The 21,285-nt window shown below is 58.2% G+C and carries 16 protein-coding genes; 3 read left to right on the forward strand and 13 right to left on the reverse strand.

Annotation, left to right across the window (positions count from 1 at the left end; translation table 11 throughout):
* The first annotated feature begins 1 nt into the window (after position 1).
* Positions 2 to 670, forward strand: a complete 669-nt coding sequence (gene phoU / locus HRU82_00915; GenBank protein QOJ33594.1) for a phosphate signaling complex protein PhoU — start codon at positions 2 to 4, stop codon at positions 668 to 670.
* Positions 670 to 2,223: a Ppx/GppA family phosphatase gene (locus HRU82_00920; protein QOJ33595.1), complete on the forward strand. Its 1,554-nt coding sequence runs from the start codon at positions 670 to 672 to the stop codon at positions 2,221 to 2,223. The genes phoU and HRU82_00920 overlap by 1 nt, the downstream gene beginning before the upstream one ends.
* A gap of 17 nt (positions 2,224 to 2,240) precedes the next feature.
* Here HRU82_00920 and HRU82_00925 read toward each other — a convergent pair whose 3' ends face one another.
* A complete protein-coding gene (locus tag HRU82_00925; GenBank protein ID QOJ33596.1) occupies positions 2,241 to 2,738 on the reverse strand; it encodes a histidine phosphatase family protein in 498 nt (165 codons plus the stop codon).
* Positions 2,739 to 2,753: 15 nt separating this feature from the next.
* Here HRU82_00925 and HRU82_00930 point away from each other — a divergent pair, with 15 nt between their 5' ends.
* On the forward strand, positions 2,754 to 3,560 hold the full coding sequence (locus HRU82_00930) for a CHAD domain-containing protein (GenBank protein QOJ33597.1): 807 nt from the start codon (positions 2,754 to 2,756) through the stop codon (positions 3,558 to 3,560).
* Positions 3,561 to 3,599: 39 nt separating this feature from the next.
* Here HRU82_00930 and HRU82_00935 read toward each other — a convergent pair whose 3' ends face one another.
* The 12 genes from HRU82_00935 to HRU82_00990 form a co-directional block, all read right to left on the reverse strand.
* Positions 3,600 to 5,750 carry a Gfo/Idh/MocA family oxidoreductase gene (locus HRU82_00935; GenBank protein QOJ33598.1) on the reverse strand — a complete coding sequence of 717 codons (2,151 nt, stop codon included), beginning with the start codon at positions 5,748 to 5,750 and terminating at the stop codon, positions 3,600 to 3,602.
* Complete coding sequence (locus HRU82_00940) at positions 5,750 to 7,141, reverse strand: AAA family ATPase (protein QOJ33599.1); 1,392 nt, start codon at positions 7,139 to 7,141, stop codon at positions 5,750 to 5,752. The genes HRU82_00935 and HRU82_00940 overlap by 1 nt, the downstream gene beginning before the upstream one ends.
* Complete coding sequence (locus tag HRU82_00945) at positions 7,134 to 7,979, reverse strand: CpsD/CapB family tyrosine-protein kinase (protein ID QOJ33600.1); 846 nt, start codon at positions 7,977 to 7,979, stop codon at positions 7,134 to 7,136. Before HRU82_00945 ends, HRU82_00940 begins: the two co-directional genes overlap by 8 nt.
* A gap of 26 nt (positions 7,980 to 8,005) precedes the next feature.
* Entirely contained in the window at positions 8,006 to 9,736 is a 1,731-nt protein-coding gene (locus HRU82_00950) for a lipopolysaccharide biosynthesis protein (protein ID QOJ33601.1), read from the reverse strand.
* Positions 9,737 to 9,799: 63 nt separating this feature from the next.
* Positions 9,800 to 10,906, reverse strand: coding sequence for a hypothetical protein (locus tag HRU82_00955; protein QOJ33602.1), 1,107 nt, complete (start codon positions 10,904 to 10,906; stop codon positions 9,800 to 9,802).
* Between the two features lie 108 nt (positions 10,907 to 11,014).
* Positions 11,015 to 11,602 carry a polysaccharide biosynthesis/export family protein gene (locus HRU82_00960; protein QOJ33603.1) on the reverse strand — a complete coding sequence of 196 codons (588 nt, stop codon included), beginning with the start codon at positions 11,600 to 11,602 and terminating at the stop codon, positions 11,015 to 11,017.
* A 12-nt stretch (positions 11,603 to 11,614) separates the two neighbouring features.
* Positions 11,615 to 13,993, reverse strand: a complete 2,379-nt coding sequence (locus HRU82_00965; protein QOJ33604.1) for a tetratricopeptide repeat protein — start codon at positions 13,991 to 13,993, stop codon at positions 11,615 to 11,617.
* 7 nt (positions 13,994 to 14,000) lie between these two features.
* Positions 14,001 to 15,629, reverse strand: coding sequence for an undecaprenyl/decaprenyl-phosphate alpha-N-acetylglucosaminyl 1-phosphate transferase (locus tag HRU82_00970; GenBank protein QOJ33605.1), 1,629 nt, complete (start codon positions 15,627 to 15,629; stop codon positions 14,001 to 14,003).
* Between the two features lie 2 nt (positions 15,630 to 15,631).
* A complete protein-coding gene (xrtD, locus tag HRU82_00975; GenBank protein QOJ33606.1) occupies positions 15,632 to 17,185 on the reverse strand; it encodes a VPLPA-CTERM-specific exosortase XrtD in 1,554 nt (517 codons plus the stop codon).
* Positions 17,186 to 17,293: 108 nt separating this feature from the next.
* Positions 17,294 to 18,001 (reverse strand): hypothetical protein, encoded by a 708-nt coding sequence (locus HRU82_00980; GenBank protein ID QOJ33607.1) that lies wholly within the window; start codon positions 17,999 to 18,001, stop codon positions 17,294 to 17,296.
* A 311-nt stretch (positions 18,002 to 18,312) separates the two neighbouring features.
* Complete coding sequence (locus HRU82_00985) at positions 18,313 to 19,530, reverse strand: glycosyltransferase family 4 protein (GenBank protein ID QOJ37069.1); 1,218 nt, start codon at positions 19,528 to 19,530, stop codon at positions 18,313 to 18,315.
* Between the two features lie 54 nt (positions 19,531 to 19,584).
* A complete protein-coding gene (locus HRU82_00990; protein ID QOJ33608.1) occupies positions 19,585 to 21,261 on the reverse strand; it encodes an alginate lyase family protein in 1,677 nt (558 codons plus the stop codon).
* Positions 21,262 to 21,285: the final 24 nt, after the last annotated feature.

Genomic DNA, 21,285 nt, shown 5'->3' on the forward strand with positions numbered 1-21,285 from the left:
GATGCAACGACATTTCGATCAAGACTTGGCCCATTTGAAGCGCCAGCTGCTCCGCATGGGAGGACTCGTGGAATCGCAGATCCAGCAGGCGCTCACCGCGCTCGTGGACCGCAACTCCGATCTCGCGGTCACCGTCATTCAACAGGATCATGACGTCAACGCCCTCGATGTCGAAATCGACGACCTCTGCATCCAATTGCTCGCCCTGCAACAGCCCACCGCCCGGGACCTGCGTTTCATCACTACGGCCATGAAGATCTCGTCGGAACTGGAGCGGATGGGCGACCTCGCCGACAACATCGCGCGGCGTGCGCTCGAATTGAACGTCGAGCCGCAGTTGAAACCCTATATCGACATTCCGCGCATGGCCAACTGGACCATGCGGATGGTCAAGGAGTGCCTGGATGCCTTCGTGAATTCCGATCCGGTCTTGGCACGCAAGGTCTGCATGGACGACGATTTCGTCGACGATGTGAATGAACAGCTCTTTCGCGAACTCCTCTCCTTCATGCTGGAAAACACCCAGACGATCACGCGCGCCCTCCGGCTGACCTTCGTCGCCAAATCGCTCGAACGGATCGCCGACCACGCCACCAACATTGCGGAGCTTGTCGTCTATATGGTAGAAGGCAAGAACATTCGGCACACCCTCCCCTCCGCGAGTGTCTAATGCCCAAACTTGCCGTTCTCGATATCGGCACCAACTCCATCCACATGGTGTTGGCCGAAGTCCAACCCGACTACTCGTATAAAATTCTCGATCGGTTCAAGGACATGACCAGGTTGGGCGACGGCGTATTTACCTCACGCCGCCTGTCCGACCAGGCCATGACGCGCGGTCTTGATGTGATCCGTAACCTCGTGACCCTCGCCCGGAACAAGGGGTATGAGCGTATCGAGGGTGTCGCCACCAGCGCCGTCCGCGAGGCGCGGAACGGCGGCGAGTTTCTCGACCATGTGGCCCAGCAGACAGGGCTGGTCGTTCGCGTCATCACCGGAACGGAAGAAGCGCGGCTGATCTTCCTGGGCGTGCAAAACAGCGTCGCACTGCCGGAGCAACCCAGCCTGGTCATCGACATCGGCGGCGGCTCCGTGGAACTGATCGTGGGCAACCGCGACTCCATTCTCCATGCCCGCAGCCTCAAACTCGGCGCGATCCGTCTCAAGGATCTCTATCTCACGAAGACCCCTCCCTCCAAGTCGATGCTGGAGGCGCTGGATGAGGCCGTCACCGCGCAGCTCAAGAGCGCACTCGGTCCCTACAAGACCAAACGGGTTCAGCAGGTCATCGCCACGTCCGGCATGGCCGCCAACCTGGCCGAGGTGATTCATCTGCAACGGACGGGGCGTCCGCTGCCTCAGTTGAACCTGGCCAAGGTCTCCGCCAAGGAAATCGGTGGCATAGAAAAACGGTTGGCCGAGTCGTCGCTGAAAGCGCGCTTGGAAATTCCCGGGCTCGACCCTAAACGCGTCGATACGCTCCTGCCCGCGGCGACGGTCTTTCGCGTCTTACTGGATCTCCTGGATAAGAAGGAGTTGACGCTCTGCGACAAAGCCATTCGCGAAGGGATCATTTACGACTTCGTCCAACGGCATCGCGAAGGGATTCAGGCCGAGCGCGATATTCCCGACGTCCGTCGGCGCAATATCCTCTCCCTGGCTCGGCGTTGTCATGTTCCCGAGGCCCATGCGCTTCACGTGGCAGCGTTGGCCCTGCAACTCTTCGATCAAACGACATCGCTGCATGGGTACGGCGCACGGGAGCGTGAATGGTTGGAGTTCGCCGCGGTCCTGCATGACATCGGCTACATGATCAATTCGCGGCAACATCACAAACATGCCTATTACTTGATCAAACACAGCGACCTCTCGGGGTTCACCGCCGACGAAATCGACCTGATCGCCAATATCGCGCGGTATCACAGACGTTCGGTTCCTGGCCGGAAACATGAGGAGTACACCGCCCTGCCGAACGCCATGCAGCGCATCGTCACGCGGTTGTCCGCCTTCCTGCGCATCGCCGACGGTCTGGACCGGAGTCAGTTCGGTGTCGTGCAACAACTTTCGGTCGCGTTGGACAAAACGGTGCTGATCAGCGTGCGGGTGTCGGGGGATGCGGAGCTCGAACTGTGGGCCGCCCGTTCACGGAGCGACCTCTTCGAAAAGGTCTTCAAACGGCCGGTGGAGTTCGTCGTCGCGCCGCAAACGGAAGAGGCATCCTGAACCGTGGTGATCGGTGGTCACCCGAGAGCGCGCAACTGTGCAGCGGTCAACCACCATACCAATGTGCCGCTCCCTGGCCGTACAGTTCCATCGATCTCAATCGAACAAGCTCCGGCCTTCTTGAGCGACAGCCCCGCGCCGGAGCGTCCGAAAAGCAGGAGGCCCGCCAGGCGGCTCAAATGGGGTTCGTGGCCGACGCAGAGCACGAGGCTCGTGGCAGACAGTGGTCGGAGCAGGCCGAGCAATTCCTTCGGGGGCGCAGCCGGTTGCAAGGCCTCACAGAGCTGCAGTGTCGGTTTCGGTCGGAAGAGTCGCTGTAATAGATCGGCGGTCTCCTGAGCCCGTCGCAGGGGGCTGGAAAACAGATGGGTCGGCAACGCGTCCATGGCCAGCAACCCCTTACCGGCCTGGCGCACGCGCGTCACACCCTTGTTCGTCAACGGACGGTCGCGCTCGTTGCCTTTCCACTCCTCGCGTTCCCAGGCGAGGCCATGTCGAAATAAGATGAGCTGCATGGATGGTCATTCCCGATGACATCACCTCAATTTACTGATACAGGAGCGACCGGGGCAACACAAGCCCTGCTCGAACGAGCACGCAGCTATCAGGCCACCGTCCTCACACTATTGCGCCAAGTCACGCAGAAGGGCTGCCCCGCGAAAACGGTCCATGCGATTCGAACCCATTGCCGCCGACTGCAAGCCCTGCTGGAACTGTCCGGAGAAGAGGAACGCGCGGCGGTGATGGCCAAGAGCGTCCGTCGCCTGAGCAAGCTCAGAGCGTTGCAGGTGTTTCGGCAATACTTAGAGAAGATCGACGCCCCTCGAGCGGATCTGGTCCAGATCGACGCGCGGATCGAACGACGGCACCGGCGTCTTGTGCAGGTCGACGCGTACCGAAAAATCACACAGGCCCTGCAACAACAGGGGCTGCCGCAAGAGCATCGCTCCGAAGCGTGGTTGCGACAACGGGCCAAGGATCTCCGGCACACGCAAGCGGATGCGCTGCAGGTGCTCTTCGTCCATATTGCGGAGAAGCCGCGCCGTAAGCGACTCCATGCCTTGCGACTCCTGCTCAAAACCATTCGGTACCAGGCCGAAGCGCTGCCGGACCAGTCCGCCGAGATCCAGGAGATGGTGACGAAGCTGAGACAGGCGCAAACCAGCTTGGGCCGCTACGAGGAATTGGCGGACTTCGCCCGTTGGGGTAAGAGGTGGGAATTGAAGCGCTCTCTGCGGATTAAGCGGGATTGGAAGCGGGCGAGGACGAAAGCGCGAGCTGCCGCAACGGAGCTGACATGGCTGGTGGACATATTACGTGGCGGCGCTGCCGATTGAGGGGTAGGTCGGTCCGTACCATCCCAACGAGGCGCAGGGCTACAGCTGATAGGCGGAGCCGGACTGCAGGCTCCTGACGGCCAGGAGGCAGGCTCGGGTCACCGCCTCGACCTGCTCGAACGGAATTACAGGCGGCAACCCCCGTTCGACGGCTTGCACGAAACGGGTCATCTCCTCCGTAAATCCCTTGTCCCGTTTCGGCGTCTTGAAGACACGGGTCTTCCCTGCCGCATAGCAATGCGTCTCGGTGAAATCATCCATCGTGAGGGATTTCCCGTCTGTATGGGCCTCGAAACGTTCCTTCGGCAGCCCGGAATTGCCTTCGGCCGTATAGACGATCGTGCCGAGGGAGCCATCGCCGAACGTGAGGGTCAGGCTGCATTGGTCCTCGGTGATGCCGGAGCTGTGACGCCCGACTCGGGACGCGAAGACGGAGACCGGCGGCGACCCGCAGAGGGCCTGCATGTAATCCACGAAGTGGCAGACTTCTCCGAGAATACGCCCACCGCCGACAACGGGGTCTTGCACCCAATGGTCCGGGGGGATGCGGCCGGCATTGACGCGATAGAGCATCGCGAGCGGATTGCTGCGGGACGCGAAGAAGGCCTGCGCTTCCTTCGCATGGGGCGAAAATCGCCGATTGAACCCTACCATCAGCTGCAGCCCGTCGGCGGCCTTCTTCTCATAGGTCGATCGAATCTCCGCCAACTCCTCTTCCGTCAGGCAGAGCGGTTTTTCGACGAACACATGTTTGTCGGCGAGCAGCGACTTGACGACCATCGAGGCGTGGCTGTCGTGGCGGGTCCCGATCAGCACGCTGTTGATCGCGCTATCCTCCAAGATCGACTGGTGGTCGCTCGTGCAGTAGGCGGCGGTGATCTTTCCGGCCAGGGTTTTGGCGGTGATGCCCGAAGCGGTACAGATGCCACGAATGGCCACGTTCCCCATGCTCTGGAGCGGCGGCAACAGCATATCTTTCACATGGTTGCCCGCGCCGATGATGCCTACGGTCACCGCCTTCGCAGCCTGCCCCGCTCCGACCTCGACCCTGCGCGGCAAATTTCTGGTGCGATCAGACGGATAGGTGATCACCATCGCGATGTAGGGGGTGGCGCCTTCCATCATCAGGGCATAGGCCGATTCGGCTTGCTCGATCGGAAACCGATGGGTGATGAGCGGCTTGAGCAGGACCTTCCGTTCGGCAACCAACTCCAGAAACGCCTGCATGTTCCGTTGCTCGGTCCAGCGGACATAGCCGAAGGGATAATCGCGCCCATGTTCTTCGTACTGGTGGTCGTAGCGACCGGGGCCATAGGACATGGAGAGGCGCAGTTCCAGTTCCTTTTTGTAATAGGGTTCTCGCGGCAGGTTCATGCCGACGGCGCCGACGACCACCACTCTCCCCTTCTTGCGGGCAATGTCCCCGGCGACTTCGACCGGACCGTTGTCTTTGGTGCTGGCCGTAATGATCACGGCGTCCACGCCATGGCCTTCGGAGAAGGTCGCCGAGGCCTCCAGGATCTCAGCTGGAGTCGTGGTCAGATCCGCGCCGAATTGTCGGGCCAGCTGCAGTTTCGAAGGATCGAGGTCCGAGCCGAGCACTCGGCAGCCCGAGGCCTTCAACAACTGCACGGTGAGTTGCCCCAGGAGGCCGAGCCCGATGACGGCGATGCGGTCGCCGAGCCGAGGCTCAGCCTGACGGACGCCCTGCAGGGCGATGGCGCCGAGCGTGACAAACGACGCGTCCTCAAAATCGACGGCCTCCGGGATCTTCACACAGAGATTTTTCGGGACATAGACCATCTCTGCGTGTGAGGCATAGTTCTGCCCGGCACAGGCCACCCGATCGCCGACGGAAAAGCGATCCGCGTCGCGGCTGGCCTCCACCACGGTTCCCGCGCAGCTGTAGCCGAGCGCCACCGGGGTGTCCAAACGTTGAAAGACTCGCTTGACCGTATCCCTCAGCCCATCCTTCTGAACCGCGGCGAGGACTTTTCTCACCATATCCGGTCGGTCCATGGCCTTCCCCACGAGATTCTTCTGAGCAACCTGAACGGTCGACTTTTCGGTCCCTGGGCTGATCAGTGACGCCTCGTTAAGGACGAGCAACCCGTTTCCGCGTAGGGAAGGCGGAGGAACCTCATCCACCTTCAATGTCCCAGAACGGAAATTTTGAATGATTTGCTTCATTAACTATTTCCTTTCAACAGCTGCCGCACCTGTTTCCAGGCCTGCCCAATTCCCCAGGATGGGCTGCGGCCTCGCCCCGTATCGAGCGTCAGGTCACCTTCCAGATTCGAAAGCCTCTCGGCCGTATCCTTGAAGGTGCGGTCGGCACGAAAGATCAGCCGATATTGCTCCAGCGCTCCCGGCGCCTCTCCCAACTGTTCCAGCGTACGGCCAAGGAGATACCGCACACTCAGGCTCTGTTGGCGAGGCGCGTTGTAATCGGCACAGGCCTTTCGGAAGGCCGCCACGGCTTGAGGAACCTGGCCGAGCGCGCGGTGACAGAGTCCGATCTGGCCGTAAGCCCTGAGGTGGTAGGCGGGATCTTGAGCGGCCAGTTCGAACTGAGCGATGGCCGCAGCGAAATCTTGGGTCTTTCGAAGCGCCATCCCGCGTTGATACCAGGTCTCGGCCTCGACGGCGGCCTGCGCTTTTTTTTGAGCCGGCGTCGATTCTTTCGAGCTGGGATGAGGCTCGGGCATGTCCGGCTCGTCAGCCCCTTCCGCCGCCGCCACCAGCGCCAGGTCCTCCTGCTCGGAGAGCGGCAGGATCCGATTCTTCCGCCGATCCAGCGCCGCCTGCGCCAGCAGTTTTGCCGTGATGCGTGGGGCCTGCTGGGCATACCCATAGGTCAGCGCCATCTCACAGACCTGATTGATCAGCCTTGGATTCCCTTGGCTCAGGCGATAGGCCAGGGCACAGGCTGGGGCGCTGAACAGCGGCTTAGTCGCGCCCGCCAGGTGGATACGATGACTGATGTACTCCGCCACCTCCTCTTCAGTGAAGGGCTGGAGGTGGTAGTCCACCACGACCCGCTGCGCGAACTGGGTCATGTCCACCCGCCGCAACAGGGCCTGCAGGTCCGGCTGACCGGAGAGGATGATTTGCAGATGCAGTGTCTTTTCCTGGTTGAGATTCGACAGGAGCCGCAACTCCTCCAGCAATTTCACACCCAGATTCTGCGCCTCGTCCATGATCAGGACGACCCGCCGATGACGCGCCGCCTCCTGCGCCAGAAACTTGGCGAAGAGGTGTTGGGCCTCGACGGGATCGAGTTGTTTGTTATTCAAGCCGAGGGCCAGCAGGATCCAGGGCAGCAGGTAATCCACATCGTAGCGGGCATTGGCCAGAAAGCCGATGGCGTAGGAGTCCCGGTTCTCGGCGATGAGCTTTTGCAGCAAGGACGTCTTGCCCATGCCGGGATCGCCGGTCAGCACCATGAAGGGCGCCTCCGTCAGGAGCCCATACTCCAACAGGCTGTAGGCTGTTCGATGGGTGGCGCCGAGGTAGAGAAAGTCGCTGTCGGGAAGGAGGGAGAAGGGTTTGCTATGGAGGTGGTAGAAATCTTTATACATCGCCGACCTTCATCATGGCCTTCATGCCGGCCGGGGTGGCCGCCCCATATCCGACCTTATTGACGACGGTCCCCAACACCGGGGTGGCCTGTTTCACAAGCGCCAACGACCGTTCCACGTCTTCGGCCTTGGTATGGCCTTCCTGCACGACCAGCAACAGGGCATCTAGATAGGGCGCGAAGGCCAACACATCCGAAGTCTGCAACAACGGCGGCAAGTCGAACAGAATCATCCGTGATTGGTAACGATGCTTGAATTCTTCGACTAACGCAACCATTTTCGGCGAGGTCAGGGCTTCCGCCGAATGCGACACGGCGTGCCCGCCTGGCAAGAACACGAATCGCCCGATGCCGGGGTGAACCAGCAGCTCTTCGATCGGCACGTCATCGAGCAGATAGTCGGCCAATCCTCGGCAGGATCCCAGGTCGAACATCTCATGGACCGTCGGGTGCCGAAGGTTTGCATCGACCAGCAAGACGGATTGGGTCACGTCCATGGCCAGGCTCGCGGCCAGGTTGACGGCTGTAAAGGTCTTGCCCTCCCCTTGACCGGGGCTGGTGATGCCGATGACATTCCATCCCCTTTCCTTCACTCGGTGCATGACCTGCGTGCGCAAGATCTTAAACGCATCCACGAAGGGGCCGGCGTCGAAGCCGGCCAGGATGCGCTGCTCTCGCAAGACCGACTCGGGAATCTGCACCGAGCGGGTGCGCGAGTACACGATCGGCGCGGGCACGGAGCGCATGGGGTGGCTACGCAGCACGCGAGAGCCGTGGTGAGTTTGGGGTTGGTGCTGCTGCTGTTTATATCGGTCGAGCGCCGCTTGAAACCATTCCATGGTGATCCCTTTCAGCCTTCCGCTCCTTATTCGATGCCGAATTTTCTGAGGGTCGCGTACCACACGACATCCAATGGCGTCCAAAACAGATGGCAGAGCAGCAGGAGTATTGCCACAGCGCCCAGGCCGGCGCGCCTGATTCTGCTGCGCCGCGCCACCGCCCTGGCCAACTCAGCCTGGTTCGGCATGTAGGGAATCACCGCCAAGGGAAAGGCCTGGGCCACACGCATCAGCTGCTCGGGTGTCCGGATCGAGTGGTCGAGGTGCTCCGCCAAGGCAGCGGCCCCGGCACCCCCTGCCATCGCCAGAATGAATCCCAATAGGACGATGGCCTTGCGATTCGGCTTCTCGGGGCTCTCCGGCAAACCAGGCGGATCAATGAGGGAGAAACGCTCGCCCTTGCGCTGCACTTCCAATCCCTCCGACACCTTGGCTTCCAAGAGGCGGGACCTGATGTCTTGGTATTTCTGCGCCGAGGTATCGCGATCACGGGTCAACACCAGATAATCCGGCTCGAGTTCCGGCGTCCGTTCGATGCGGCTTGCATAGTCTTGGAGACGCCGTTTCACAATGGCTCGGCTGGCCCGCAACGCTTCGAGTGAGGAAGTTGCCGAATTAAGCTGCGCCTGGATGTTGATGTAGGCCGGGTTTTCCGGCCGCAACAGCGGCTTGTTGGACCCGCCGGTCCCAATCCGGACCAGGTCCCGCTGCAGGGCTGCAATGGTCCGTTTCGTCTGCAACACATCGGGATGGTCCGCGCCTAACCGATCAGTCAGGGTCGCCAGCCTGGCCTTAGCATCGATCAGCTGTTTGGCGATTTCTTCCTGTTCCGGTTTGGCTCCGGTGTCTTTTTCCAGCGCCGCAATCTCCTGTTTCATCTTGATGAGGTCAGGGTGGTCCGGTGAGAAATTGGCTGCAGCGGCAGTGTACTCGGCCCGTAACGCTCGTAAGCGCTCAAGACTGTCGAGAATGCGCTCGCCGGTCACCGAGAGGATCGGCGTATTGGGCTTGATGGTTGCCAGTTCACCTTCGAGGTAAGTCTTCCGTTCCTCCAGGCTCCGAATCTGCTGATCGAGATCCATCAGTTCGCGGTCGGCCTGGTTCATCATCTGCAGGTTCAGCGGCATCAGTTCCGGCAAGGCCCCGCTGGCCCGCTGCTTGAACTTGGATAGTTTGGCTTCCACCTCTTCGATGTGTTGCGCCAGACTCTCGGCCTCCTGTTTGAGAAAGGACGTGGTCTCCTGAGCTTGTCGTTCGCGGCTCTTCAGATTTTCTCCCAGAAACAGACTCGTTAATTCGTTGGCTACACGCTGCGCAATTTCAGGCGTCCTGCTGTTATACGAAACCGTGAAGGCAATCGTCGCCTTGGTGGCGTGCTGGGTCCGTTTGTCGATCACATCGGCGCTGATCACCTCGACTTCAATATCCTTGATGAAACGTTTGATGACCTCCTCGGTCGGACTTTCGCTGCGCATGTCTGGGTAGAGACCGTATTGCTCGACTACTTTCCACAGGCTGGCGCGGCTCATGACCTGCTGTTTGATCATCTCGATGCGCTGATCGGCATAACTGGTGATCGTGCTGTGGACCAACTCGGCAGGTACTTCCTGTTCTTCAATTAAGATCGTGGCCGTGGACTTAAACGTGGGTGGCCAGAGAATGGCCGCTGTAACCGCCAGGCACAGGAGCAAGCCGGCCGCAAGAAAGATGAGGGTGCGTCGGCGCTGGAAGACAGTGAGATACTCACGAAGATTCATAACGGGTTCCGATTCTTGTGGCCGCCATCGATCTGTCATTCCCACTCCCTTTTCATGCCGAGCTCAGTTCGCAATTGCCAATTTGGGTGGGTAGTAGGTCAACATGAACATGAGCATGTTTGACATAGCAGGCTCAGCAAAGGTTTCTACATCACGCAACCGGTAACTGTAGGAAGCCTCCAACCTCCACCACTCTGCAACGTGCCATGCAAGCTTTGGGGTGACATACATCAGCTGTTGTTCCTGGAGCGTCCCGCCTCGGGCTATATTGGTCGCACCGGAGACCAAATACCCGGCAACATCCAGCGAGGCTGTCACAGTCTCGGTAAAATCGTAGGAGGCCATGGCTCCAATGCGGTCAGTTTGGATAAGCAATCCGAACCCGCTGGGGAAAATGTCTCTTGTGAGACTCACTTGCAGACTCGCCCTTTCGAGCTGCTGTGTCACAGTTGCCCCATATACCCACACTGTGTCGCTCGACTCCTGGCCCGATCCACCAATTTTGGTAGTGGAACTGATGAACCTCGGCCCACCATAGACCGTGGCTTTTAGTCCTTCTGTAAAGGCATGCACGTAGGACAACATCGCCCCAGGGTAATAAGCCCTCAATCCAAAGGGAGCATTCGTCGTATGAAAATTGGTATAGGTAGCTGCTAACTGGACATCGTCACGTTCCGTCAGGTGGTACAGAAACCCGGCTGAACCGCCGAACACCTGATAGTCGACCAATCCGAGGCGAAGGCCATCCTGGTAAGTGGCGTCGCTGAATTGGAAGCTACTCTGGAAGGCCAGTTTTTCCGTCAGCATCCTGGTCCAAGTCGGGTTGAGGTTCCAGAGGTTCCGCTGGGTAAATCGCAAGACCACCCCGGTCGTCAACAGTTCACCCATCAAGGTGTTATCCCGGGTAAAACCTCCCGTGAAGCCCCACTCGTCTTTCTCCGTGCGATAACGCAACGTGAGGGGCAGGAAGATATTTGTGAACCGGTTTGGTTCCCCCCCATAGTAATCGACAAAGTCCAACGCCGCCTTGCCGCTCGCCTCCAGCCGCTCGGTCTTCCCCGCAAACTCCACTCCCGGGGAGATCCAATATCCATAGGTCGGATCATGGGGCAGCGGGGTCAGCAAGAGGTTGTCGTTGTAGTAGGCCTTCGTACTCAACGACGGCGCCATCGACCACTCCGCAGCGAAGCTTGAAACGGTCACCAAGCAGACCCACAAGACAACGGAAAGGCGAAAAAGGCTTCCACCGGGGCAACTGTTCAGTACAAGCTTCACGAACTACGGCACCATCACGACGTCGCCGCGTTGCAACAGGATATTCTGGTCCAGGTCCCTCCCCTTGCGCAGGTCACCGTATCGCACCTGAAACACCTGCTGCTCCCCCATCACCCGCCGGATGACCTTGATGTCGTTTTCTGCTGCAAAGGGGGTCAGCCCTCCGGCGAGACTCAAGGCCTGCAGCACGTCGGTATAGTGGCCGACTAAATATTCCCCTGGCTTGTTGACACGCCCCACCACATAGATCTTGTAACTGAGCACCTTGATCACCGCGACCGTCACATTCACATTGGGAATGTACTTCACCAGTCGCCTCACCAGATCGGAACGCAACTCGTCGACGGTTTTGTTTTCCGCGACAAGGTCCCCCACCAGTGGAAACGAAATCATCCCGTCCGGTCGAACCACCACCTCTCTGGTGAGTTGTTCATCCTTCCACACCGAAATGAGCAAGACATCTTCCGGGCCCAATTGGTAGCCTGGATCGGTGACGGCCGTTTCCGGCGCTGCACGCACAATGCCGACAAAGCCGAGACACAGCATGCTCAACACAAATAGTTTGCAGAGACGACGAACCGTACCGTGCATGCGACACAACTCCTATCCGCTCACCTGGGCGAGCAACTGTTCCGCCTCTCGGCGGCCTTGAAAGGCTTCTGAACTTCTCAGCGCCTTGGTCAGATATACCTTCGCTTCCTGCTTCTTGCCTGATTGGTAGAGCGCCAACCCGAAATGGTAGTTGAGGGCAGGAAGATCCGGGGCCTTGGCCACAGCCTGCTTGATCAAACGTAGCGCATCTTCCATGTGCCCCATTTTTAGACGAACCCACCCCACCGTGTCGAGGAACAGCGGATGGGGCGCCTCTTTTTCGAACTCACGACTCAAGAGAAAGGCCCGCTCCAAATGAGGCCCATCCTGCTTATAGTCGGCCAGGAGCGTTGCCAGGTTGTTAGCCGAGAGGATGTTGCGCGGGTTCATACGCAACACCGTTTCATAGGAGGCAATGGCTTCGTCGACCAACCCTTGATCAGCCTGCACCGACGCAAGCAACATGTGCAGCTCCTCACTGGACGGATTGGCTCCCAAGCCTTGCTTCACGATCTTGATCGCTTGATCGGGCTGCCGTTGTGCCTGCATCAAGTTCGCCCAGTTGAGCCATGGAGTCAGCCAGGTAGGATTGAGTGCGGTGGCCTCTCGATACTGTGCTGCCGCCGCGTCCCGGCGACCAAGGATCGACCACACTTCAGCCAACAGACCGTGGGCGTAGGGATGGGACGGCTGGGCCGTCACGATGGCTTCCAGCCGCCGGCGGGCGCGCTCTATCTGCTTCTGGGAAAGGTCGAGTCGAACGAGGGCCACAAGCGGATCTGCGACGGTAGGCGCCATGCTCGCCGCCCGCTCGAATGCGGCAGCTGCCTTGGCGTAATCCTTCTGGGTCTCATGTAGTCGGCCTTCAGCCATAGATAGCGAGGCATTGTCGCCGGTGGTTTGGCGTAGACGCTCGAGCATTGACCTGGCGTGGCCATATTCACCGGCTGCCAGGTCCAAGACGAACAGTCTTTCCAGCGCAGGCACATACTCAGGATTCACTTTCAACAATCCCAGCAGACGGGCGCGAGCCTTTGCTCCTTGTCCAAATTGACTCTCCAATGTAGCCAAGGCCAAGACCGATTCCACAGCATCGGGATGGAGCGCCACGGCCCGCTCGAAACTCTCACGCGCAAGCTGCGCCTCTCCCGTTTGGAGGTAGGCTTGGCCAAGGAGGTACTGAACATGGGCCAATTCCGGCTGGTCCCGCAGCACGGTCCGAAAGGCCTGCACCGCTTCCTTCCCGTGTTTTCCGACTAGAGCCATCTTTCCTTGGAGGATCAGCCCTTCGGCTGCGCGTGGATTTTCCCGTAATACCTCGGCCAGCCGTCGCTCCGCCTCGTCCTGACGTCCGGCATTGAAGTCGAGTTGCGCAATCTTGACCTGGGCATCCAAGCCCGCAGGTTTCTTCTCCTGCTCCTTGAACACTGCCTCGTAGACTTGGCGTGCCCGGGTGACATCCTTGTGACGCTCGTACAGGGCCCCAAGGGCGAAGGGAATTTTCGTGGAATAGGGCAACCGCTCCATGGCCTGGCGGAATGCCACCTCTGCCGCCTCTTTCCCCCTGCGCAGGTTCAAAAAATCAGCCAGGGCCAACCAGGCCTGTTCGTGATCGGGAAATATCTGGAGCGCTTCCCGCAACGAGACCTCCGCCTGGTCAAACGCATGGCGCTGATCGTAGAAGCGCGCCAGTCTCAGCCGGTGGTCGTAAAAGGTCGGCTCTTCCTGGATCATTTGCCGCAACACCTGTTCGGTGGCCTTGTCATCTTTCGCCTGATCCAGAATGGTCTTCAGATTGTTCAGCAGGTCCAGGTTATGTGGGTGCGCTTGGAGCGCCCGCTGCAGCGTCGATTTGGCTTCCTGGAATCGATGTTGATGGCCATAGAGTGTCGCCAAGAGAATGGCGACATCCGGCTCCGTGGGGTGACGGCGGCTGAGGGCTTCTGCCCGGTCTAATGCCTCTGGAATCTTGTCCTGCTGGGCCCGCACGGCGATTTTCAGCGCCTCGGCCCGTGGATCCTGCGGAACCTTCGCCAATACCTTGTCCGCGGCTCGCATGACATCATCGGTCAGCCTGGCTTCAAGGTAATATTTTGCCAAGGTGAGCAGCGCATCGCGGTGATCGGGAACGAGTTCGACCACCTGCTGGTAGTTGGCGACGGCATTGCGCCAGTTCTTTTCTTTCTCTTCCACTTGGGCCACGAGGAAGTAGGCCTCGGCATCCTTGGGATCGATCTTCAGGACATTACGGAGGGCGACACGGGCTTTGGGATAGTTCCCTGCCTGGATATAGTCCTGTGCCTTGGCGCGGTACTGGGCCTTGCGTTCCTGCGGGCCGCCGCAAGCCAGCAATCCCATCGTCACCAGGAGGATGAAGAGCCACTGTTTCATTTCGTTCCTACAACCAGGCCCGGACTCCTAGACCAAACAATATCCACAAGGACACCAGCCCGAATTGTTTCACGCGATCGGCGAACGTATGCAGCAACAGCTCAAACGAGAAATACAACACGATGAGTTTTGCCGCAAGGATGCTGAGCGTGGGCATGTCCGCCCGCATTTCCGGCAACAGCGGGACGATCAAGGCAAAAAACACCATGAGATAATCCAACGGCGTGGTCTGAAACCGATTGCCCCGGCTGAACCGCATACTCAACAACACCAGGATGGCGATCACGGCCAGCAGGGTATTTTGCGTCACGTAAATCGGCCAGATGTCCAGGATACCCGATTGTTCTCCCATATACATAAGGAAGGCGCTGCCCACGTACAAGCCCCCTCGCACGAAATGGGAGCGATATTCCGGCATGAGCCAGAGGCCTCCCAAAACCACGGCGAAGAGGCCCAGCGCCGCATACCCCACATCCATCGGGACATGGCCCGGCACAAACACATTGGCGATCAAAAACAGCGGCACCACGACCGCGAGAAACCGCGGCGCCATGTCGCTGAGCCATAACCCGATACGAGCCATCTTGGTATCGGAGAGGACCCGTCCGTCCGTCGATTCAGACAACAGAATGCCCCCGCGTTCAGTGGCGACGAACAGGGCAAACATGGCGAAGGCGAATGTGCCATACATGGTCAGGATCAAGGCGTCGGATTGCCAGCGCAGGAGATAGGCCAAGCCGACCATCACTGCTTGAATGCCATAGATGACGATGACGGCTTCGTAATGGGAGAGGCCCAGCGCCAGCAATTTATGATGCACATGGTTCCGGTCCCCAATGAAGGGCGATCGGCCCTTCGCCAGCCGCTGTCCCATCACTGCAATCGTGTCCAGAAACGGCAACCCCAGCACCAGCAGCCCGATCGTCACAGGGAAGGGATTGCGCGATGGGTCGCTCAACAGCAGGACGAGCACACCCATCGAGAATCCGAGCAGCTGGCTCCCGGCGTCACCCATGAAGATCCTGGCCGGATAGGTGTTGTACCGCAGGAACCCCAGGAGGCCGCCCAAGAATCCCGCCGCAAACACCAGAACCGTGGTGTCATGGGAGAGATAGGCCAGATAGGCGATGCCGGCAAAACTCAAGAAGGCCAAGCCGCCGGCCAGACCGTCAAGGCCGTCGGACAGATTGACTGCATTGGCCGCCCCCACGAGAAAGACCACGGTCAGCGGCAGGGCCAGCCAGAGCGGAGCGTTCTCATCGTAGAGAAACGGAACCTGCTCGAGCCGAATGTCGCCGACGATCACCACGGCGAACACCGCGACAAGCTGACCGATCAGCTTGACCTTGTAGTTCAGGTTCGCTCGATCGTCCCAAATCCCAAATGCCAGGATGACCAACGCGCTGAGCAACACGGGCCCCACGGCAGGATCTTGTGGTCCCCAGAAGAAGATGGAGAGGAGCGCGGCAGACCCGAAAGCGATGCCACCGATGCGTGGAATCGGGTTGGCGTGGACCTTGCGCCCACCAGGCAGATCCATGAAACTCCAACGCCCCGCGTTCAACTGCAGCGGCGGGATCAAGGCCATGCAGATGAACAGTGAGGTGATGAAGCTGAAGAAGACGGCGCTGGTCATGGTCAATCCGGAATGTACCGGCTCAACTGAGGTTCGATCGTCCTGGCGAACCGCAACACCCGTTGCTCTACGTCCGCTTCATTCTCCCCGGGCCCAATCGCGGCAGAGAGGCGAATGAGGGCACCGTCACTCCGTTGGCTGGTCAGCGCATCCCAGAAGAGATAGAACTTGACGAGGTATTCGCTGGCCAGCCACCGATGGCGCTGCTTGAACCAGTAGACGACGAGCTGCTTTTCTCGATCTTTCTGGATCAACACCACATTGACCGGCGCAGCGAGGCCCTCCCTCCCATCCATCACGACATCAACCGTGCGGTGGGAGGAAATCTCCCACCCTCCCCCAGGAATACAGCTTTGGGGAGAATGGGCGGATTGTCCCTTTCGCTGAGACTGGTAGTAGGCCATGTAGAGCGTAATGGGACTCGAGTGGGGCGTGGCATAGTCAGCCAACAGGTAATCGTCGAAACGCAACGCCGTAATAAACTGCGGTTCTACCGGCAAGGGAGTTCCCTGCCACTCTCCGATACGCATGGCAAAATCGACGAAGGGGGCACGTTCGTGGGTGGCCTCCTGCCGATCGCCCATTGACCAGGAAAACAGGGCCGCAGGGAGGATGAGGGCCAGGCTTCCGATATAAGCCGGAACCCTGAGGACCGTGGCAGTCGAAGGAGATGCGACCCCGGACCGCGAGCCGGACCGATTCTCCTGGTCGTACAGCCGAAATCGGTCAAGGAGCCCGTGAGCGCCGGGCAGAGGCTGAATTCGGGAGAGCCCCAACATTTCAAGCACAATGAGCCCCAGGGTCGCCATAAACAGCACCCATCCTTCGAATAGATGCAGAAATCCATCCGCCGCCTGGGGCCCATACCACTCCACCAGAACCCCGACGATCCCGATCCGCAAGCCGTTGACCAACACCGAGATCGGCAAGGCCGAGAGCACCAGCACGATGCGTTTCCACATGCGATCGCGGAAACAGTACGCACACAACAGGGCCAGAGCCGTCAGCGGGAACAGATATCGAATGCCGCTGCAGGCTTCCGCCACCTGTAACTGAACCGGTCCGAGGTCGATGACGTTTCCTTCCCGAAACGCGGTGACTCCGATGAACTGGAGAACCCCCACCCCCAGCGCGGAAGACCAGAGCTGCAGCCGGCTCGAAAGGGCGTTATAGAGAAAGACGGGAAGCGGGATGGCAGTCAGGAGATAGGCCACGGGAAATGCTAGCTCCCGCAAGGCTTTGACCCCGAGGAATGAGAGCACCAGCCCGACGATCACGATCCAGAGGGACAGGTGTGAGACCACATATAGGGTGGCCAAATTTCCGATGAAATAGAGCAGCAGGCCTGCAAATACGATGAAAGGCCCAGACCATGAGGGATTCAGCCCCGCTTCCGTCAACCGCTGCCGCCGCTGCCACACGAGAAAGAGGCTGATGAGAGGCACAACACTCCCGTGGCTATAGTCGTCGCTGCCCCATTGTCTTACTAGAAAAACCAGGCTGTCCGCATACATGTAGCCCAAGAGGGCAACCATGATCAGTGCGATGACAGCCACGAAACACCTAGGTGAAAAGCTCATCCTCTCCCCCGGTCGTGGGAGAGGATGAGAAAGGGCGAGTTGGAAGGACGGTACAGGCGCTGAAGCGGAAGAGATGACGTGAGCCTACGATTCCTTACGCGTAGCCAAGCCGCGCGACCCAAGCCCGACCAACGCAATCAACCCAGCACCAAACAACCACACGGCTGCCGGCAAAGGAACGAGGGACGTCAATGCACCCTGCACTCTATGCCCAACTCCAGTGAAAATCAGTCGCCATTGATTGGAAGCAAAGGAGGACAGGCTCGGAGGAGCTGTTGGAAGATGGTCGCTACTGAACACATTGCCGCTAGGATCGTTCAATTCCAATTCAAATCCACTGGGGAGGCGTCCGTTTATTTCAGGGCCTGTCAGGCCAGTCACGGAGATGCGGTAAGAATCACCGAACGCTGGGTGATTGTTGATCACTTCTATCGAGCTGGATCCCGGCACAAACGTCGCCGTGTAGTTGCCAACCGTTACGGTCAGATTTTGAATGGGACTGTTACTTCCGTTGCCGACAAAATCCCCAAATATATTGCTCCCCGTGTTCTGATCGCTGGCCCCGGAGTTGAAAGTCATACTACCGGACATGGGAAGGGAGGAACTAAAACCGTTTGAGCCTGTTCCGCCTGGAGTGAAAACCCGTCCAAACACATCCCCAACCGATCCGCTGAAGTTGAACTGGATGTTGGCAGCATTGCTCTGAGATACGCCGAGAGCGAGCACCGCACACACGCCACTCACTGCGAGCCCGAAAGCTCTCACAACTTGTTTCGCTCTTATCGTGTTCATTGCGTCTCCTTTACCGGGATAGCCAAAACCCTGCGGGATTTATGCTCATCCTCTTTCTAAGACGTATGAGACGTCCATAAGCCTACTGGGTTGATCGAATATTTTTGGGAGAATACTTAAAAGTAAAAACCAGCGCAAGAGTTTTTTTATTAAGAAATGGAATATTGATACGTATTTGTTGCAGATGAGGGAAATTGCCCTCTATTCGATGTTTCGCGACACGCAACATGTTTCCAAATGAGACACAATTGCCCCCGAATAGCCCTGTCCATTCGGCCCTCCATGTCACAATAGGCTCCGCACCGTATTTTTTATGACAAAGATTGCAGGAGCTGTTGATAACGTTTGGCTAGCTGGGATCGATCGTAATTCTCCAGGACATGCCTCCTGCCGTTTAAACCGTACGTCTGGCACAGGGCACGATTGGACCAGAGTTCGAGCATACGTGCGGCTAGCTCTTCGTCGTTTTCGGGTTCAATACAGAAACCAGCCTTAGCAGCTTGAAGAATCTCCGCACTTTCCCCTTCAACACCAAGGATGATGGGTTTCTCCATCGCCATGCTTTCGAACAACTTTGACGGGATCACTGTTTTGAAGAGTTCCGACTTCTTCAACAGGATCAGACTGACATGGCAGAGCGCCCACAACCACGGCATTCGCTCCTTCGGCTGTTGTTCAAGCATGACAACATTCGTCAGCGCTAGTTGGTCTCGTAAACTCAGCAGACGCTCGCGTTCCGCTCCGTCGCCGGCGAGCAAGAAAACGATGTCCCGATACCGGCGGAGCCGTTCAGCGGCATGGAGAATTGTTTCCAACTGATGTGCCATTCCGTGGGTACCGAAATACGCCGCGATGAATTTGCCATTGAGTCCCAGTTCCTGAATGAGCGGGTTTTGTCCTGCAACAGGCTTATACAGACTGAGATCCGCCCCATTTTTAAGCACTGTGATTTTTGATGCGGCGATTCCTTTCCTCTCCATGTGTCGCTGAAACGCATTCGTCACAGGAACAATTCGATCGGCTTTTCGATAGGCCAACAATTCCAACCATTCGAGCGCTCTGATGATGGTACGGTTTGAAATCGCCCCTACCGCAAGGATCGATTCCGGCCAGAGATCGCGGATCTCCAGCACCCAAGGTGCACGTTTCTGCCGACTCACCACATACCCTGCAAGACCATTGAAGAACTGTGGCGATGTTGAAATGACGACGTCCACCTTTGGGAGGAAGGGAGCAATCACTATGGACGCTGCCATGTAGGACAGATAATTCAGAGTCCGTTTAAGGAAACCTTCATTGGCTGTCACGTACGTCCACACTCGCCACACATCAATGCCATCGCGCTCCTCACGTTCCCACAGCCCGTTGCGGTACCCGTCATAAACTTTTCCTCTCGGGTGATTAGGCGCGCAGGTGACGACCGTCACCCGGTGACCGTTCCGTACCCACTCCCTGCAATGTTCATAGGTACGAGACGCCGGAGCATTTACTTCGGGTGGAAAATAGTGAGACAAAAAGAGAATATGCAATGGTTTATCCATGGCAAGCATGAACACCTAAAACGAGAGTAGGTTATCGGTAATTCACTGAGGTGTGACCGTCTTTAGCATTCGATAGGTCAATGTGACCGGTACGCGGCCGCGATAAGCCATGACAATGATGCTGTTTTCGATTTCTTTACCGAATTCTGGGAAGTAGAAACCAGATTGAATAGAGACGGTTGCGTTGGCTGGCGGCTCGACCATCATATGTACCCTTCCCGTTCGATCTCTCACCTCCACACCCCCTGCCACAATATGGGGCTCGTACTCGGGGTGGAGGTGCAGATAGCTCTCGAGGCTGTGCTCTCCCTTCCCCGAAAGAGTGTCTCGAACTGTCCACATCCCCGGAGAAGCATACTCGATCATCCGCTCGTGAGTAACACGACCCGGCAGTCGATGGTACCCATCGTGTGCACCCAGAAAAAGGGCGTGTCCTGGCCGATCAGATGTCAGGCTGGCATATAGCGGATAGGCGCGGCGTGCCACGCGAAACACTCCCCATACCTCGGACTGGTCTTGGCCATCCACACAGACCGTGTTATGGGCCCGCGTACTTCTGGCATAGGCGCGCCGCGAGCCAGGTTCGTAGTCGTAAACTCCCGTATCCACGACGACACGCCGGCCATCCAGGGCCAATTCAAAACTCAGCGTATCGGCATGGGCATGGCCCGGCTGATAGTCTGGCCCCACGGGTCCGCAGTCGATCACTATGATGTCTGTGTCGTGCCGAATCACGTAGTAGCCACATGGCTCCTTACACACAATGTGAGGTTGATTGTCGGGGCCACTGCGCACATAGCCCAGGATGGCGGTTGCGTATGTGAGAATGTCCCGAGTGGAGGGGGCAATACCTGCTGCCGCGTCATTAAATAGAGGGATCTCCCCGTCGGACAGGCAGATGTCCTCCAAGAATTGAACACCTTTGATGGCCGCTTTCCTGAGAGAGGATGCCTCGGCGAGTGGCATCGAATGACTCCCCAGCTGCAGAATATTCAGCATATCAAGGCAATCTACTACCCAGATCGCGTGGTACATGGGGCTACGTTCAAAGTGTCCGCCATCTTGCAGTATCTGCTCCGACAACTCCTCGCGAATCATGCCACGCCCCTTTGCAAGCCACCGCTCTGCATCATTTCCTTCGAAGTACAGCCCCGCAATACACAGCGCAACGCCATTCTTGAAGAGATGGTTCGCCATCAAGTGATACTCCAGATTGCGCTCCAACCAGAACACCTGATGGTAGAGGCTTCGCTTCCACTCATCGGGGGGATCGTGGCGTGATTGGCGAAAATATTTGATCCAGTTCACGATTCTCAGAGACAGCGTGTAGGGTTCCCAAGCATCCCCCGCGCCGGGTGGATTATGGGTAATCCAGCTAGAAATAAGTTGTTCTTTGTTGGCGGACGAGCGTTTTTCCTGGAACAGGTAATCAAAGTAATGGAGGTTGTAGCGCCACAGTTTAGGCATGTCCGAACTGGCCCAATCTATCGACCCGGGCACAAATCGTTTGGATCTGTTGAGAAAGGAAAATACCCACTCATCCGGCACTGGCGAACGGTCCACAATGAATGCATGCGTACAGTCGACTGATCGAATGGCCACGGTGCCTTCGAACGACATGGCTACTGACTGGGGGAAAAGCCTGTTTCGAATTAAGGCATAAATTTGGCGAGCACGCAGATACCGTACCGTGTTGAAATAGAGCCCGATCCTCTTCATGCGATAGATCCACTCCGATTGCGT

The sequence above is a fragment of the Nitrospira sp. genome, assembly GCA_015709715.1.
Taxonomy (GTDB): Bacteria; Nitrospirota; Nitrospiria; order Nitrospirales; family Nitrospiraceae; genus Nitrospira_A.